Below are 14,426 nucleotides of genomic sequence, written 5' to 3' on the forward strand. Positions count from 1 at the left end.
ACCCATGGCAGACACCGAGACCCTCACCCTCGAGACCACCAAGGGCCGCGTCGTCATCGGGCTCCGCCCCGACCTCGCCCCCAACCACGTCGAGCGCCTCAAGACCCTCGCGGCCCAGGGCTTCTACGACGGCGTGCCGTTCCACCGCGTCATCGACGGCTTCATGGCCCAGACCGGCGATCCCACGGGCACGGGCTCGGGCGGCTCGGACCTCCCGGACCTCAATGCCGAGTTCAACGCCGAGCCGCACGTGCGCGGCACCTGCTCCATGGCCCGCACCAACTTCCCGCACTCGGCCAATTCGCAATTCTTCATCTGCTTCGGCGACGCCCGCTTCCTCGACAAGCAGTACACCGTCTGGGGCAAGGTGACGGAGGGCATGGACATCGTCGACACCCTCAACAAGGGCGAGCCGCCGCGCTCCCCCGACAAGATCGTCAAGGCGACCGTCTCGGCCGCCTGAACCCGACGGGTTCCGCATCGGGGAGGGTCCGCGCGCCAGGCGTGCGGGCCCTCCTTCGCGTTTCGGAGTCGCGCGCCGTCCGGGTATTCCGGCGCGTCGGAAGCGAGTCGATCATGCACGCCGCCACGCTTCCCCCGCGCGACCTGCTGCTGGCCCTCGCCGTCGTGGCGGTGTGGGGCACGAACTTCGTGGTCATCCGCATCGGGCTCGACCATCTGCCGCCCCTGCTGTTCGCCGGCCTGCGCTTCGTGCTCGCCGCCCTGCCGGGCGTGTTCCTCGTGGCCCGGCCCGCGGCGTCCTGGAAGAATCTCGCCGCCTACGGCCTGCTCATCGGCGCCGGGCAATTCGGCCTGCTGTTCATCGCCCTGCGGAGCGAGATCGCGCCGGGTCTCGCCTCCCTGGTGGTGCAGGTGCAGGTGTTCTTCACCATCGGCCTGTCCATCTGGCTGACCGGCGAGCGGGTGCGCGGCTACCAATGGGCCGCCCTGGCCCTCGCCGTCGCCGGCATCGGGGTCATCGCCGGCCACACCGACGCTACCACCACGCCGCTGGGCCTCGGCCTCGTGATCCTCGCCGGCCTGAGCTGGGCCGGTGGCAACATGGTGGCGCGGGCGAGCGGGGTGCGCAACATGCTGCCCTACGTGATCTGGGGCGGCCTGTTCTCGGCGCCGCCGCTGCTTGCCCTCTCCCTCGTCCTCGAAGGCTGGGACGCCATCCGCGACGGCCTTGTGCGGGCCGATGCCGCCACCTGGGCCGCCGTGCTGTGGCAATCCGTCGGCAACGCCCTGTTCGGCTACGCCGTGTGGGGCTGGCTCCTGGCGCGGCACCCCGCCGCCCTGATCACCCCCATGGCCCTGCTGGTCCCGATCTTCGGCATGGGCGCCTCCGCCCTCTGGCTCGGCGAGCCCCTGCCGGCCTGGAAGATCGGCGCCGCCGCCCTCGTCATGACAGGGCTTGCCATCGGCGTGCTGTATCCGCGCTGGCGGCGGCCCTAGATCGACGGCCGATCCGACAAGCGCGCCTCCGCCGCCGCCAGATCCTCCGGCGTGTTGATGTTCCAGAACGGATCGAGGGGCTCGGCCGGCCAGTCCACCGGGACGGCGCCGTGGGCGCGCAGAAAGGCGCCGACCCGGCGTTCCGCCCGGACCACGAGGGCGTCGTGAAGCGCCGCCCGCAGGGCGACGGGCCAGAGCGCCACGGTGAAATGCTCCCGCCCGTTCGAGGCCGCCATCGCGATGGGGGAACCGGCGATCGGGGCGCTAGTGATGGACGCGTCGCCCAAGGCCGCCGACAGGCGGGCGACGAGATCGACCGGCAGGAACGGCGCGTCGCCGGTGACGCTCGCCACGTGACCCACCCCCGGGTGCAGGCGGGCGGCGTGATCGAGGGCGGCGAGGATTCCCGCCAGGGGGCCGGGGTTGCCCGGCACGCCGTCGGGCACGACCGGACCGGGGAACTCCGAAAACCGGGCGGGATCGCCGTTGGCGTTGAGGATCAGCCCGGCCGCGCATTGGGGCGCGAACCGCTCCACCACCCGGTCGAGGAGGGTTCGGCCGCAAAGGGTGCGCAGGGCCTTGTCGCCCCCGCCCATGCGCCGGGACAGGCCGCCGGCCAGGACGACGCCCAGCACGGCGCCGGGATCGGGCCTCATTCGATGACGATGCGGGGGGCCGCGCGGGGGGCCGAGGCGCCGTTGAGGTTCGCCCAAAGCTTGGCGGCGATGGCGCGATAGACCTTGGCGTGCGGCCCGTCGGGATCGACGGCCACCACGGGCCGCCCGGCATCCGAGCTCTCGCGGATCGTCATGTCCAGGGGCACCTCGCCGAGGAACGGCACGTCGAGGCGGGCGGCCTCGTCGCGGGCGCCGCCATGGCCGAAGATGTGCGAGGCGTGGCCGCAATTCGGGCAGACGAAGGTCGCCATGTTTTCGATGACGCCGAGGATCGGCACGGCGACCTTGCGGAACATGGTGACGCCGCGCCGGGCATCGATGAGGGCGAGATCCTGCGGGGTCGAGACGATGACGGCGCCGGACAGCGGTGTCGCCTGCGCCATGGTCAGCTGGGCGTCGCCGGTGCCGGGGGGCATGTCGACCACGAGGATGTCGAGATCGCCCCAGGCGACCTCGCGCAGCATCTGGGTGATGGCCGACTGGACCATGGGTCCGCGCCAGATCATCGCCGTCTCGGCCTCGATGAGGAAGCCGATGGACATCACCTTGATGCCGTAGCCCTCCATGGGAGCGAGCAGACGCTCCTCGATCACCTTGGGCTTGCCCGACAGGCCGAACAGCTTCGGCACCGATGGGCCGTAGATGTCGGCATCGAGCAGCCCGACCTTGAGGCCCTGGGCGGAGAGCGCGAGGGCGAGGTTGCAGGCGGTGGTGGACTTGCCGACGCCGCCCTTGCCCGAGGCCACGGCGACGATGTGGCGGACCCCCGGCAGGGCCGGCCCGGTGCGGGGCGGCTGCGGGGCGGGGGGCCGACCGGGGGCGGGCGGCTGCGGCGCGGCCTGACCTTGCGCCGGATGCGGGCCTTGCGCCGAATGATTGGGGCCGCGCTCCGAGGTCAGGCTGGCGAACACGCCCGAGACGCCCGGCGTTGCCAGGATCGCGCCCTCGGCTTGGCGGCGGATCGGTTCGAAGCGCTCGGCCTCGCTCGGATCGATGAGGATCGAAAACATCACCCGGCCCGTCGGATCGACGACCACCTGCGACAGGCGCCCGGACGCGGGCAGGGTGGTGCCCCCGGCATCGATGGTGACGGCCGACAGGATCTTCAGGACATCGTCGCGGGTGATCGCCAACACTCGGGCTCCTTGGCGCTACGGGCGGGCGGGCCCGGGCCGGACGCAGAAACGGGCGGCGCCCTCCGCCCCGGACTGGGGTTTCGCGCGCGGATGCCCGCAAGGGGACAGCATGGGGACGCGGCGAGCGCAACCCCGGGCCGCGCGGCCCTTTATCGCGAATCCGTGAATCGCGGGCTCGAATCGGGACGCGGACGACCGCCGGAAACGAGGCTTGGCGAAACGGTGAAGGGCCGAAACAAAAGCGAAGCTCGCCCGTTGTGCCCTCGAACCGATCGCCGGCGCCCTTCAAGGTGCGGCGTCCGGATGCGTCGAGACCGAGTCGGAGATTCCAACCCCATGCACCAGGGCAACCACCGCGATCACGAGGGCGCCAAGAAGCTCTTCGCCCTCATCAAGGACATCAAGGTCGCGATGATGACCACCGCGGACCCCGACGGGAAGCTCTACAGCCGCCCGATGTGGTGCCAGGAGGCGGACGAGAACGGCGACCTGTGGTTCTTCTCCAAGCTGCACTCGCCCAAGACCGCCGAGATCAGCAAGGACAACCAGATCAACCTCGCCTATTCCGACCCCTCGAGCCAGACCTATGTGTCCGTGGCGGGCAAGGCCGAGATCGTGACCGACCAGAAGGTCATCGACGACAAGTGGACCGAGAGCCTGAAGACCTGGTTCCCCAACGGCAAGGACGATCCCGAGGTCGCGCTGATCCGCGTCCACCCGGAGAAGGGCGAGTACTGGGACAGCCCCAACGCCACCGCCCTGCACATCTACGGCTACGTGAAGGCCGCGTTGACCGGCGAGTCGCCCAAGACCGAGACCAAGAAGGTCGATCTGGCCTGATCGTCTCACACGTCACGTTTTGGGAGGGGCGGCTTACCGGAGGGTGGGCCGCCCTTTCGCGTTCCGGCATCCGGCCGGCCGATTGACTCGGAGGCGAGGCCTATGCGCCTTTCGCGGCTGAGCGGGCGTCTCGGTCCCGCGCCGGACGGTGCCCGACCATGATCGACCTCGCGACGCGGGTGTACAACCACAACTTCCAGATCGATCCCATCGTCCGGTCGCTGCTCGACACCGATTTCTACAAGCTGCTGATGGCGCAATCGATCTTCCGCCGCCGTCGCGACGCCCGGGTCACCTTCGGCATCCAGAACCGGTCGAAGAGCGTGCGGCTCGCCGACTTCGTCGATGCCGGGGAACTGCGCGAGCAGCTCGATCACGCCCGCACCCTCACGCTGAGCCGGGGGGAATCGACCTGGCTGCGCGGCAACACCTTCTACGGCCAGCGCCAGATGTTCGCCCCCGACTTCATGGACTGGCTCGAGACGTTCCGGCTGCCCGAATACGAACTCGAGGCCCGCGACGGGCAGTACGTGCTCACCTTCCACGGCCCGTGGATCGAAACGTCGATGTGGGAGGTGCCGGCCCTCTCCATCCTCAACGAGCTGCGGAGCCGGGGCGTCGTACGCCACATGGGCAAGCTCGAACTCCAGGTGCTCTACGCCCGGGCGATGACCCGGGTGTGGGAGAAGATCGAGCGCCTCCGCGCCCTGCCGGACCTGTCCATCGCCGATTTCGGCACGCGCCGCCGCCACGGCTTCCTATGGCAGGACTGGTGCGTCGAGGCCATGCGGGCCGGCCTCGGCGACCGGTTCCTCGGAACCTCGAACTGCCTCATCGCGCTTCGCCGCGAGGTCGAGGCCGTGGGCACCAACGCCCACGAACTGCCCATGGTGTATTCGGCGCTGGCCGACGGCGACGAGGCCCTGGCGCGGGCCCCCTACGACGTGCTGGCGGACTGGCAGCAGGATTACGCCGGCAATCTCCTGGTCATGTTGCCGGACACCTACGGCACCAGCGGCTTCCTCGCGCACGCCCCCGAATGGATGAACGCCTGGACGGGCATCCGCATCGATTCGAAGGAGCCCATCGCGGGCGGAGAGGAGGCCATCGCGTGGTGGCGGTCGCGGGGCTGCGACCCCCGCGAGAAGCTGGCGATCTTCTCCGACGGCCTCGACGTCGAGACCATCGAGGCCATCCACGCGCATTTCCACGGGCGGATGCGCATCGGCTACGGCTGGGGCACCCTGCTGACCAACGACTTCCGCGGCCTCGTACCGGATGGGCGCCTCGATCCGATCTCCATCGTCTGCAAGGTCATCACGGCGGATGGGCGGCCCACGGTGAAGATCTCCGACAACCCATCGAAGGCCATCGGGCCGGCGGACCAGATCGCGCGCTATCGCCGGGTGTTCGCGGTCGCGGACGGGCCGGCGATGCCTGTTCTTGTATGAGCCGGGTTCACGGCTCCGCCCCCTGGACGATGACGCCGTACCAGCCGAGGCCCGTATAGGTCTCGTAGCCAGGCGTCCGGTGAAACGCCGTGACGGCGCCCGAGCGCGGATCACGGTCCGCGCCGCTCGCACGGCCCGCCTTCTGGAGGGGCAGGACTTCTTCGAGGACGCCGCGCCCGTCGGAGGCCGCAAGAACCCGGCACCGGGCATCGACGAGGAGCACCCGGGTCCGGCCCCGATCCTCCGGCGCCACCCGCACGCCCTCGACGATGGCGCGCGCCTGCGTCTCCCAGTCGAAATGGATGGCCAGCACGCCGACGGGCCGCCCATCGCTCACGCCGCCCGCCCGAATGCCGGCGCAGTAGGTCGCCACCTGGGCGTTGCCGAGACGCGGCTGCCGCGCGACATCGGCGGCGACGTAGGAGTCACATTCGTACAGGCCGGCAGCCTCGCGGAACCACGGCTCGGCCGAGACGTCCCGGCCGACCACGTCGTGGAACCGCTCCGGGCGGCCATGGGCAAGGACGATGCCCTCCGGCGAGCACAGCCACAGGTCGAGGTAGACCGTGTAGGCGTCGAGGATCACACCGAGGCGCGCCGTCGCGTGCGCCACTCTGTCGGGCGTCGGGGCAGTGGCGCACGCCACCATGGCCGCATCGGTGGCCCACCAGCGCACGTCGCAGGTGCGCTCGTAGAGGTTGCGGTCGATGAGTTCGACGGCGTTCAGGGCGAGATCGATGAGGCGGTCGTCGCGGGTGCGGGTCGACAGATCCTCGACCTGGGCCTGCAGCCCGGCGATCCGGTCGGACAGCTCGGCCTCGAGGGCCCGGGCGATGCCCTCGACCTCGCCGCCGATGGCCCGGACTTCCTGGGCGACCACGGCGAACCCGCGTCCCATCTCGCCCGCCCGCGCCGCCTCGATGAGGGCGTTGAGGGCCAGGATCTTGACCTGGCCGGTGATGCCCTGGATGCGGCGGCTCTTCTCCGACGAGATGCGCTTGAGTTCCGCGATCTCCGCCGCGACGCCGCGCAGCCCGGTCCCGGAGGGGGACGCCACGGCTCCGTGCAGGAGGCTCAAACCCGACATCCATCTCTCGCTGGTCTTCGACACGCAGCGTCAGGTTGCGGGAAAACGCCTAAGATCGTGTTAAATCCGCCGCTCGCGGCGACTTGTATTTGTATTCTCGGCGTCCGAAGGTCTTATAGAACGGGACGATACTTCCGTGAAGAATCCCGAAGACAGAGTCTCGCGAGCGCCGATGCGAATGAGGGTTCGGGCATCCGCAACCCCGCGTCGCCCCGAGCATTCCAGGGCAGCCCTCGAACGGAGACCTGCATGCGGATCGATCTCAACGCGGATCTCGGCGAGGGTTACGGCGCCTACACCCTGGGCGACGATGCCGCGCTCCTCGACATCGTCACCTCGGCCAATGTCGCCTGCGGCTTCCACGCCGGCGATCCGTCCATCATGGTCGCCACCGCCCGGGCCGCGAAGGCGCGCGGGGTGGCGCTCGGCGCCCATCCGGGCTTCGACGACCTGCGCGGCTTCGGACGGCGGGTGATCCGCGCCACGCCCGGCGAGATCGAAGCGGATGTCGCTTACCAGATCGGTGCGCTGCAGGCCTGCGCCGCGCTCGCCGGCCACCGCGTCACCCACGTGAAGGCGCACGGGGCGCTCGCCAACCTGTCCAACGCCGAAGCCGGCGTCGCGCGAGCCATCGTCCGGGCGGTGCGCGGCGTCGATCCCGGCCTCGTCGTGATGGTGATGCCGGGCCTCGAAGCCGAACGGGCGGCCGAGGCGGCGGGCTTGGCCGTCGTGCGCGAGATCTACGCCGACCGCGCCTATGCGGAGGACGGGCAGCTCGCGCCCCGCAGCCAGGCCGGCGCCGTCATCACCGACGCGGTCGAGGTCGCCGAGCGAACCCGCCGCATGGTGGAGGAGGGCGCGCTCCTCACCCTGTCCGGCCGCCGAATCCCCGTCGCCATCGACACGGTCTGCGTCCACGGCGACGATCCGCATGCGGTGGCGACCGCCGGCGCCGTACGCCGGTCCCTGGAGGAGGCCGGCTTCACCCTGGCACCGTTCGTCGCCTGATCACGGAGCCGCGATCCAGAGCATCCCGCGGAGGGATCGTTTTGCGGCGCCGCACCGTTCCCCCGACGCGGCGCCCGATCCGAGGGCGGCCGGCGTAGCGTCGAGACGGAACCGGCATGGCGACGAGACCCACCACGAAACCCCCGCTGATTCCGCCGCGCCCGACCCGGATCGCCGCCGCCGAGACGCCGGCCCCGACCATGAGCTCGCCCCTCATCGTCGCCGCACTCATCGTCACCGGCCTCTATCTTGGCCGCGACGTGCTGATTCCCATCGCCATCGCGATCCTGCTGTCCTTCGTCCTCGGCCCCCTGGTGAACCTGCTCCGGCGCTGGCACCTCGGGCGCTTCCTGTCGGTGGCCGCCTCGGTACTGATGACGCTCAGCGTCGTGGGTGCCCTCGGCGCCCTCATCGGGGTCCAGCTCGCCGACATCGCCGGCGATGTCCCGCGCTACCGCACCACCATCGAGCGCAAGGTCGAGGGCCTCAAGGACACCCCGGCCGGCCGCATGGCCGAGTATGTCGCCGGCATCGGCCGGACCATGCACCAGGACGGCCCGAAGCCGGAGCCGAAACCCGAACCGAAGCCCGACGCGGCCCCGGCCGCCCCGCCGCCCGAGAAGGCGATCCTCGTCGAGGTGAAGGACCGCGCGCCCGACGCGCTGACCATGGCGGGCACCCTGCTGTCGCCGATCCTGCATCCCCTCGCCACCATCGGCATCGTCTTCGTTGTGCTGCTGTTCCTGCTGATGCAACGCGAGGACCTGCGCGACCGCATGATCCGCCTCGCCGGATCGAGCGACCTGCACCGCACCACCGTCGCCATGGACGACGCCGCCAAGCGGCTCAGCCGCTACTTCCTCGTGCAGCTCGCCCTCAACGCCTCGTTCGGCCTCGTGGTCGGCGTCGGCCTCTACGTCATCGGCGTACCGAGCCCGGTGCTGTGGGGCATCTTCTCGGCCCTGATGCGGTTCGTGCCCTATATCGGCGCCGTGCTGTCGGCGGTGTTTCCCCTGGCCCTGGCCGCGGCCGTCGATCCGGGCTGGACCATGGTGGTCGAGACGCTGATCCTGTTCGCGATCCTCGAGCCCCTCGTCGGCCACTTCATCGAGCCGATGCTGTACGGCCACTCCACCGGCATGTCGCCGTTCGCCGTCCTCGTCTCGGCCCTGTTCTGGACATGGCTGTGGGGGCCCGTCGGCCTGCTGCTGTCGACGCCGCTCACCGTCTGCCTCGTGGTGCTGGGGCGCCACGTCGACAAGCTCGAATTCCTCGACGTGCTGTTCGGCGACCGGCCCGCCCTGACGCCGGTGGAGAACTTCTACCAGCGCATCCTCGCGGGCGATGCCGACGAGGTGCAGGAGCACGCCGAACTCATCCTCAAGTCCTGCTCGCTCGCGGCCTATTACGACGAGGTGGTGATCCGGGGCCTCGAACTCGCCGCCCGCGACGCGGCGCGCGGCGTGCTCACCACCGAGCAGAAAGCCGACATCCGCCAGAGTCTGGCCGGCCTCGTGGAGGATCTCGCGGAGCGCGAGGACGAGGGGGCCGAGCCTCCTGACGCCGAGGAGGCGCGGACCGGCGTCACCGAGGCCTGGGCCGAACCCGGAACCGTCCTGTGCGTGTCGGGGCGCAGCTTCGTCGACGAATCCGCCTGCGCGATCCTGGCCCAGCTCCTGCGGACGCGCGGGATCGGCGCCCGCACGGTGCCGTTCGCCGAGCTGGCGCGGGCGCGGATCGACACCTTCGATCCAGGCCCGGCGCGCCTCGCCTGCATCGTCTCGACGGCGATCAGCGGCGAGCCGACCCACCTCCGGCGGCTGGCCGAACGCCTGCGGCGCAAGCTGCCCCGGGCCCGCCTGGTCGTCGGCCTGTGGCAGGCGGACGAGAACGGTCTCGACGAGGCGGCCCAGCGCCGGGCGATCCCGGCGGACATGCACGTCACCTCCCTGCGCGGCGCCATCGACGCCATCGTGGCCGCCGCCGATCCGGCCACCCCGGATCCCGTGGCGGCGGAGCGGCCGGCCGCGCATCCCGTCGGGGCGCCAGTGCCCGTCTAGGGGCCGGGCGCCCGTCCGATCGCGGGTCGCGCGTCCGTCGGGACTTGACGGCGAGGCGTCGCGTCCGCTTCGCTGCCGTCAGGGTCCCGGACAGGAAGTTTCGATGAGCGTCGTCGATCTCGCGCGGTTCATGGACGATCTCGCCACCGAGTCCGGGCAGGCGATCCTGCCGTTCTTCCGCGCCGCCTTCGGCATGGACGACAAGGGCCATGGCGGGACCTTCGACCCCGTGACGGAGGCCGACCGCGCGGCGGAGGTGATCCTGCGCGGCCTGATCCGCCGCAGCTTCCCGACCCACGGCATCCTGGGGGAGGAGTTCGGTTCGGAGAACCTCGACGCCGAATGCGTCTGGGTGCTCGACCCCATCGACGGCACCCGTGCGTTCATCGCCGGCCTGCCGACCTGGGGCACCCTCATCGGCCTCACCCGGCACGGCGTGCCTGTCCGCGGCCTGATGCACCAGCCGTTCCTCGGGGAACGCTTCTCCGGCGACGGCGCCACGGCGCGGATGCGCTCCTCCCGGGGCGAGCGGATCCTGCGCGCCCGGCGCGGCACGGTCCTGAAGCACGCGCTGCTGGCCACCACCGATCCGCGCCTGTTCGCCGACGGCCCCGAGCGCGACGGCTTCACAGCCATCGAGGCGGCCGTGCGGATGTCGCGCTACGGCACGGATTGCTATGCCTATTGCATGCTGGCGGCGGGCCAGGTCGATCTCGTGGTGGAAGCCGGGCTCAAGCCCTACGACATCGTCGCCCTCATCCCCATCGTCGAGGGAGCGGGCGGCGTCATCACCGCCTGGGACGGCGGACCGGCCGCCGCCGGCGGCCGCATCGTCGCCGCCGGCGACCGGGCACTGCACGTCGAGGCCCTTCGTCTCCTCAACCCGTAGGGCTCATATCAAATCCGGCTGATCGCTTCGCGATGCGGATTTGAGCTTCGCTCAGGCGCCGCGCGGGCTGCCTGAGACTGTCTCCGAATGGATCATCCGGAAACAGTCTCAGGCATCGGTGTAGGCCCCGGCGGTCCTGGTCGGCTCGACGACGGTGCCGGGCACGAACGCGTCGAACGCCGCCCAGAAATCGTCACGGATCGCGTCGGTTTCCGACAGGATCTCGTGGCGGGCGCCGGGTAGGACCAGGATGTGCGCCCCGCGCACCAGCCGGGCGAACCGCTCCGTCGCCCGCGTCTCGCAGACAGGGTCCGCCCCCGCGCCGACGACGAGGGCCGGGATCGCGATGGATGCGGCCACCCGACGGTCGCGCAGGCGCCGCATGGTGCGGAAGGCGCCCGCGAGCCACGCGATGGTCGGATCGCCTACGGCCCCGGCCCCGACGGCCCGCGCCGCCGCGGCGTTGCGGGCATAGCGCACCGGGTCACTCGAGAGGCGGTTGCGGGCGAACGGCTTCGTGGCGATGGAGGTCGGCGTTCCGAACGGGATGTAGCGCCGGCCGAGGCCGAGGCGGTGGAGGATGCGCGCGAGCGCCGAGGCGCCGGCCGGCCAGCGCACCATGCGCAGGGCGAGCATCGGCGCCACGGTGACGATCCGGCTGAACGGCAGCCAGCCCTCGTAGGCCCCGATAAAGGCCACGGCGCCGCCCATGGAATGCGCGAGACCGATATGCGGATGCGGCATCAGGGGCCGCAGGACCGCCTCCTCGACGGCCTTGAGGTCGCGTCGATAATCGTCGAACCGGGCGACGTGGCCCTTGTGCGCGTCGGCGACCTGGCGCTGCGATTCGCCCTGGCCACGCCAATCGAACGCCACGACGGCGAAGCCGCGTCCGCGCAGATCACCGACCGTCTCGTAGTATTTCTCGATGAACTCGGCCCGGCCCTGCAGCAGGCAAACGGTGCCCTTCACGAGACGGGTGGTGGGGCGCCAATGCGCGACCCGCAGCTCGACGCCGTCCTCGGTGCGGACCGCCTTCAGGGCGCCGCCGGGCGGGACAGGATTGTCGGGTGTTGAACCCAGCGTCAGCATCGGCCGATCCTCGTGCGGCAGGCCTTACCCCACCGGTGCGCCTCTTGTGCCATGCCATCCCTTCCGGCCTGTCACCACATCGAAAAAATTGCGAAAAACACCGCGACGCGCGGGTTTCAGGCTCTTGCGAAGACAAACGACTCCGCCAATATCACGGAGGCACCGGCCGTTACGGCGGTGCGACAGGTCCGGCCCTCGGGCGGACCCGATCTAAGCATGTTGCTTCTTATGGAGAATATGTCATGCGCCAGTTCGATCTTGCTCCTCTCTACCGCTCCACCGTCGGCTTCGACCGCCTGTTCTCGGCCCTCGACCAGTACGTCGCCGCCGATCCGGCCCCGACCTATCCGCCCTACAACATCGAGCGCACCGGCGAGAACGCCTACCGGATCACGGTGGCGGTCGCAGGGTTCACGGACTCCGATCTCGCCATCGAGGTCAAGGAGAACGCGCTGACGCTGAAGGGCGAGCGTGCGACCGATCCCGACAAGCCGGTTGCGTTCCTGCACCAGGGCATCGCCGCGCGCGCCTTCGAGCGCCGCTTTCAGCTCGCCGACTACGTCCAGGTGACGGGTGCGGTGCTGGAGAACGGCCTCCTCCACATCGATCTCGTCCGCGAGATCCCGGAGGCGAAGAAGCCGCGCCAGGTCCAGATCGCCACGGGTCGCGCGTCCGCGACCCCGACCATCGAGGGTTCGGTACAGCAGGCGGCGTAAACGCCGCTCCACTCTCAAAACCAGCGGGGCGCCCCGGCGGAAAGGCCGGGGCGCTTTCATTTCGAACCGTCAGGATTCGTCGTCGAAGCGGTCGCCGCGGCCCGGCTCCTTGCAGCGATAGCCGACGAAACAGCGCGGCGTGTCGCCCGCAGGGACGAAAGCCGGAATCGTGATCTCGGTAATCTCGCAGAAGCTGCGGTCCCGGACGAAGCGATCGTAGGTCGGGCCGCCGGTACCGAGGACAATGCCGCCCTCCCGCCCGACGATGCCTTTCGCCTGGGCGCAGCTCATGGTGGTGGTGGACGGCCGCTGTGCGAAAGCCGGGCTGACCGCGCCGACGCAGATCAGCGCGAGAAGTATGCGCGTCATGATCGATCCCTCACGCCGTGGACCCGTCCACGGCACATGGGAAAACGCTTCGCCGTGCCCCGTGATCCTGCGGCGGGACACCGCGCCGTCCTAGAGATCCCCGAAGATGAGCTGGCCCTGGGGGCTCGGACGCCGCGCCGGGGCCCCCGGCCGCGCGGCAGGCTTCACGCTGCGCTTGACGGGCGGACGTTTCGCCACGGGCTCGGCCCGCAGGCGGGCCTTGGCCTTATCGCGGGCGATGGCTTCTGGGGCGTTCGGATCGTCATCGAGCCACTTGCCGCGCTTGATCACCTCGTTGACCCGGCCCTGGTTGACCCCGACCTTGAAGGCGATCTCCTGCTGGGTCATGCCCGTGGAGGCGTGAAGGTCGAGGATGGCGCGGGCGAGTTCGGGCGTCATCTTCTGCCCCGTGAGGCGGCGCGCCGGCTTGATGGTGCGGGTGGCGCGGTCACGCTCGCGCAGGCGCTCCAGCAGGGCGAGCGCCATGAGCATCCCGTGCTCGCGCAGCGACTCCTCGAATTCCTTCAACGTCGCCATGCTGGCTTCCTTGCCGGTGCCGGATCCGCGCTCGGATCTCGGACCGCCATACAAACGTGCCGCGCGCCGTGAAGTTGCGCGCAACGGGAACCGCATGGTTGAGCCTCCCGCCGCACCCTGACAACCGGCCAGAGCCGTCATCCACCGGTATTCGCGCGCCCGACGGCCGGGTTGGTCTCGGGCGTCACCTTCGGATAAACCCCGTCTCCACCCGCCGGAAACCCAGGACGCCGCCCGCGATGATCAGCCCGATCGTTTCCGTCTCCCGAGAAGGTTCGGCCCCCGGTGCGCCATCCCTGGTCGATGCCCTGGAGGGCGGGGCGGTCCTGATGTTCCCCGATCTCGACTTTCCGTTCAGCCCGTTCGAGGAGCGCTTCGTCGAACGGCCCTTCGCCGACGGCAAGGCGAAGAACGTGAACATCCGGGGCGAGGCCGCGAGCCTGCGGGGCGCAGCCGGCACCCCTGAGGAACAGGAGGCTCTGCGCCAGCTTCTCATCCGCTACCGCGCCTTCGCGGACGCCCTCATCGCCCGGTATCTCCCAACCTATGCGGGCAAGATCGCCCTCGCCGGCACCTCCTACCGCCCGTTCGAGGTGGACCAGCGCAAGCTGAGCTGGCGGCGCGACGACACCCGCCTGCACGTCGACGCGTTCCCGTCGAACCCCATCGGCGAGAAGCGCATTCTTCGGATCTTCCGCAACATCAACCCCGAAGGTCAGCCGCGCCTGTGGCGGGTGGGCGAAGACTTCGCCTCGATGGCCCAGAAGTTCGTGCCGAAGCTGCCGGGTTATTCGCCGCTCTCGGCGCGCCTGCTCGCGGCTCTGAAGATCACCAAGGCGCGGCGCTCGGAATACGACCACCTGATGCTGCATCTGCACGACGCTTTGAAGCAGGACATGGCCTATCAGGCCGATGCCCCGCAGGCCGACGTGCGCTTCGCGCCGGGCCAGACCTGGGTGACGTTCTCCGACCTGGTGATGCACGGCGCCATGGGCGGCCGCTACATGCTGGAACAGACCGCCTACCTCCGGGTCGCCGACCAGGCCGACCCCGAGCGCAGCCCGCAGCGCATCCTCGCCCGCACCCTCGGCCGTCCCCTGCGCTGA

The 14,426-nt window shown here is 70.3% G+C and carries 15 protein-coding genes; 9 read left to right on the forward strand and 6 right to left on the reverse strand.

Going from position 1 to position 14,426, the window contains the following annotated elements:
- Positions 1-4 precede the first annotated feature (4 nt).
- The gene (locus ASF52_RS14255; RefSeq protein WP_056173222.1) at positions 5-463 is read left to right on the forward strand and encodes a peptidylprolyl isomerase; all 459 of its coding nucleotides are present in this window, start codon (positions 5-7) and stop codon (positions 461-463) included.
- A 113-nt stretch (positions 464-576) separates the two neighbouring features.
- A complete protein-coding gene (locus ASF52_RS14260) occupies positions 577-1,458 on the forward strand; it encodes an EamA family transporter (protein WP_056174100.1) in 882 nt (293 codons plus the stop codon).
- Here the strand turns inward: ASF52_RS14260 and mobA are convergent.
- Both mobA and ASF52_RS14270 read right to left on the reverse strand, forming a co-directional pair.
- Positions 1,455-2,114, reverse strand: coding sequence for a molybdenum cofactor guanylyltransferase MobA (gene mobA / locus ASF52_RS14265; protein ID WP_056173227.1), 660 nt, complete (start codon positions 2,112-2,114; stop codon positions 1,455-1,457). The two genes, ASF52_RS14260 and mobA, sit on opposite strands and share 4 nt — an antisense overlap.
- The gene (locus ASF52_RS14270; protein WP_056173230.1) at positions 2,111-3,268 is read right to left on the reverse strand and encodes an Mrp/NBP35 family ATP-binding protein; all 1,158 of its coding nucleotides are present in this window, start codon (positions 3,266-3,268) and stop codon (positions 2,111-2,113) included. Before ASF52_RS14270 ends, mobA begins: the two co-directional genes overlap by 4 nt.
- A gap of 339 nt (positions 3,269-3,607) precedes the next feature.
- Between ASF52_RS14270 and ASF52_RS14275 the strand changes: the two genes are divergently transcribed.
- Positions 3,608-4,111: a pyridoxamine 5'-phosphate oxidase family protein gene (locus ASF52_RS14275; RefSeq protein WP_056173233.1), complete on the forward strand. Its 504-nt coding sequence runs from the start codon at positions 3,608-3,610 to the stop codon at positions 4,109-4,111.
- 158 nt (positions 4,112-4,269) lie between these two features.
- The gene (locus ASF52_RS14280) at positions 4,270-5,562 is read left to right on the forward strand and encodes a nicotinate phosphoribosyltransferase (RefSeq protein ID WP_056173236.1); all 1,293 of its coding nucleotides are present in this window, start codon (positions 4,270-4,272) and stop codon (positions 5,560-5,562) included.
- A 7-nt stretch (positions 5,563-5,569) separates the two neighbouring features.
- Here the strand turns inward: ASF52_RS14280 and ASF52_RS23525 are convergent, their stop codons facing one another.
- A complete protein-coding gene (locus ASF52_RS23525) occupies positions 5,570-6,640 on the reverse strand; it encodes a methyl-accepting chemotaxis protein (RefSeq protein WP_443136685.1) in 1,071 nt (356 codons plus the stop codon).
- 258 nt (positions 6,641-6,898) lie between these two features.
- On the opposite strand from ASF52_RS23525, the gene ASF52_RS14290 reads away from it, so the two are divergent.
- The 3 genes from ASF52_RS14290 (at position 6,899) to hisN (ending at position 10,606) form a co-directional block, all read left to right on the forward strand.
- Positions 6,899-7,657, forward strand: coding sequence for a LamB/YcsF family protein (locus ASF52_RS14290; RefSeq protein ID WP_056173239.1), 759 nt, complete (start codon positions 6,899-6,901; stop codon positions 7,655-7,657).
- Between the two features lie 116 nt (positions 7,658-7,773).
- Entirely contained in the window at positions 7,774-9,717 is a 1,944-nt protein-coding gene (locus ASF52_RS14295; protein WP_056173247.1) for an AI-2E family transporter, read from the forward strand.
- Between the two features lie 103 nt (positions 9,718-9,820).
- A complete protein-coding gene (hisN, locus tag ASF52_RS14300; protein ID WP_056173251.1) occupies positions 9,821-10,606 on the forward strand; it encodes a histidinol-phosphatase in 786 nt (261 codons plus the stop codon).
- A gap of 108 nt (positions 10,607-10,714) precedes the next feature.
- Here the strand turns inward: hisN and ASF52_RS14305 are convergent, their stop codons facing one another.
- Positions 10,715-11,698, reverse strand: a complete 984-nt coding sequence (locus ASF52_RS14305) for an alpha/beta fold hydrolase (RefSeq protein ID WP_056173255.1) — start codon at positions 11,696-11,698, stop codon at positions 10,715-10,717.
- A gap of 242 nt (positions 11,699-11,940) precedes the next feature.
- Between ASF52_RS14305 and ASF52_RS14310 the strand changes: the two genes are divergently transcribed.
- On the forward strand, positions 11,941-12,414 hold the full coding sequence (locus tag ASF52_RS14310) for an Hsp20 family protein (protein WP_056173258.1): 474 nt from the start codon (positions 11,941-11,943) through the stop codon (positions 12,412-12,414).
- Positions 12,415-12,483: 69 nt separating this feature from the next.
- Here ASF52_RS14310 and ASF52_RS14315 read toward each other — a convergent pair whose 3' ends face one another.
- Positions 12,484-12,783, reverse strand: a complete 300-nt coding sequence (locus ASF52_RS14315; protein ID WP_056173260.1) for a hypothetical protein — start codon at positions 12,781-12,783, stop codon at positions 12,484-12,486.
- Positions 12,784-12,873: 90 nt separating this feature from the next.
- Positions 12,874-13,320, reverse strand: coding sequence for a hypothetical protein (locus ASF52_RS14320; protein WP_056173263.1), 447 nt, complete (start codon positions 13,318-13,320; stop codon positions 12,874-12,876).
- Between the two features lie 239 nt (positions 13,321-13,559).
- Here ASF52_RS14320 and ASF52_RS14325 point away from each other — a divergent pair, with 239 nt between their 5' ends.
- Positions 13,560-14,426: a Kdo hydroxylase family protein gene (locus ASF52_RS14325; RefSeq protein ID WP_056173267.1), complete on the forward strand. Its 867-nt coding sequence runs from the start codon at positions 13,560-13,562 to the stop codon at positions 14,424-14,426.

Origin of the sequence: Methylobacterium sp. Leaf112, assembly GCF_001423295.1 — a bacterium.
Lineage (GTDB): Bacteria > Pseudomonadota > Alphaproteobacteria > Rhizobiales > Beijerinckiaceae > Methylobacterium.

What these genes read in the sequence shown, in the direction of transcription:
- ASF52_RS14315 (WP_056173260.1), bottom strand. Translation starts at nt 12,783, where the DNA reads ATGACGCGCATACTTCTCGCGCTGATCTGCGTCGGCGCGGTCAGCCCG.
- ASF52_RS14260 (WP_056174100.1), top strand. Translation starts at nt 577, where the DNA reads ATGCACGCCGCCACGCTTCCCCCGCGCGACCTGCTGCTGGCCCTCGCC.
- ASF52_RS14255 (WP_056173222.1), top strand. Translation starts at nt 5, where the DNA reads ATGGCAGACACCGAGACCCTCACCCTCGAGACCACCAAGGGCCGCGTC.
- ASF52_RS14325 (WP_056173267.1), top strand. Translation starts at nt 13,560, where the DNA reads ATGATCAGCCCGATCGTTTCCGTCTCCCGAGAAGGTTCGGCCCCCGGT.
- ASF52_RS14305 (WP_056173255.1), bottom strand. Translation starts at nt 11,698, where the DNA reads ATGCTGACGCTGGGTTCAACACCCGACAATCCTGTCCCGCCCGGCGGC.
- hisN (WP_056173251.1), top strand. Translation starts at nt 9,821, where the DNA reads ATGAGCGTCGTCGATCTCGCGCGGTTCATGGACGATCTCGCCACCGAG.
- ASF52_RS14295 (WP_056173247.1), top strand. Translation starts at nt 7,774, where the DNA reads ATGGCGACGAGACCCACCACGAAACCCCCGCTGATTCCGCCGCGCCCG.
- ASF52_RS14275 (WP_056173233.1), top strand. Translation starts at nt 3,608, where the DNA reads ATGCACCAGGGCAACCACCGCGATCACGAGGGCGCCAAGAAGCTCTTC.
- ASF52_RS14280 (WP_056173236.1), top strand. Translation starts at nt 4,270, where the DNA reads ATGATCGACCTCGCGACGCGGGTGTACAACCACAACTTCCAGATCGAT.
- ASF52_RS14320 (WP_056173263.1), bottom strand. Translation starts at nt 13,320, where the DNA reads ATGGCGACGTTGAAGGAATTCGAGGAGTCGCTGCGCGAGCACGGGATG.
- ASF52_RS14310 (WP_056173258.1), top strand. Translation starts at nt 11,941, where the DNA reads ATGCGCCAGTTCGATCTTGCTCCTCTCTACCGCTCCACCGTCGGCTTC.
- mobA (WP_056173227.1), bottom strand. Translation starts at nt 2,114, where the DNA reads ATGAGGCCCGATCCCGGCGCCGTGCTGGGCGTCGTCCTGGCCGGCGGC.
- ASF52_RS14290 (WP_056173239.1), top strand. Translation starts at nt 6,899, where the DNA reads ATGCGGATCGATCTCAACGCGGATCTCGGCGAGGGTTACGGCGCCTAC.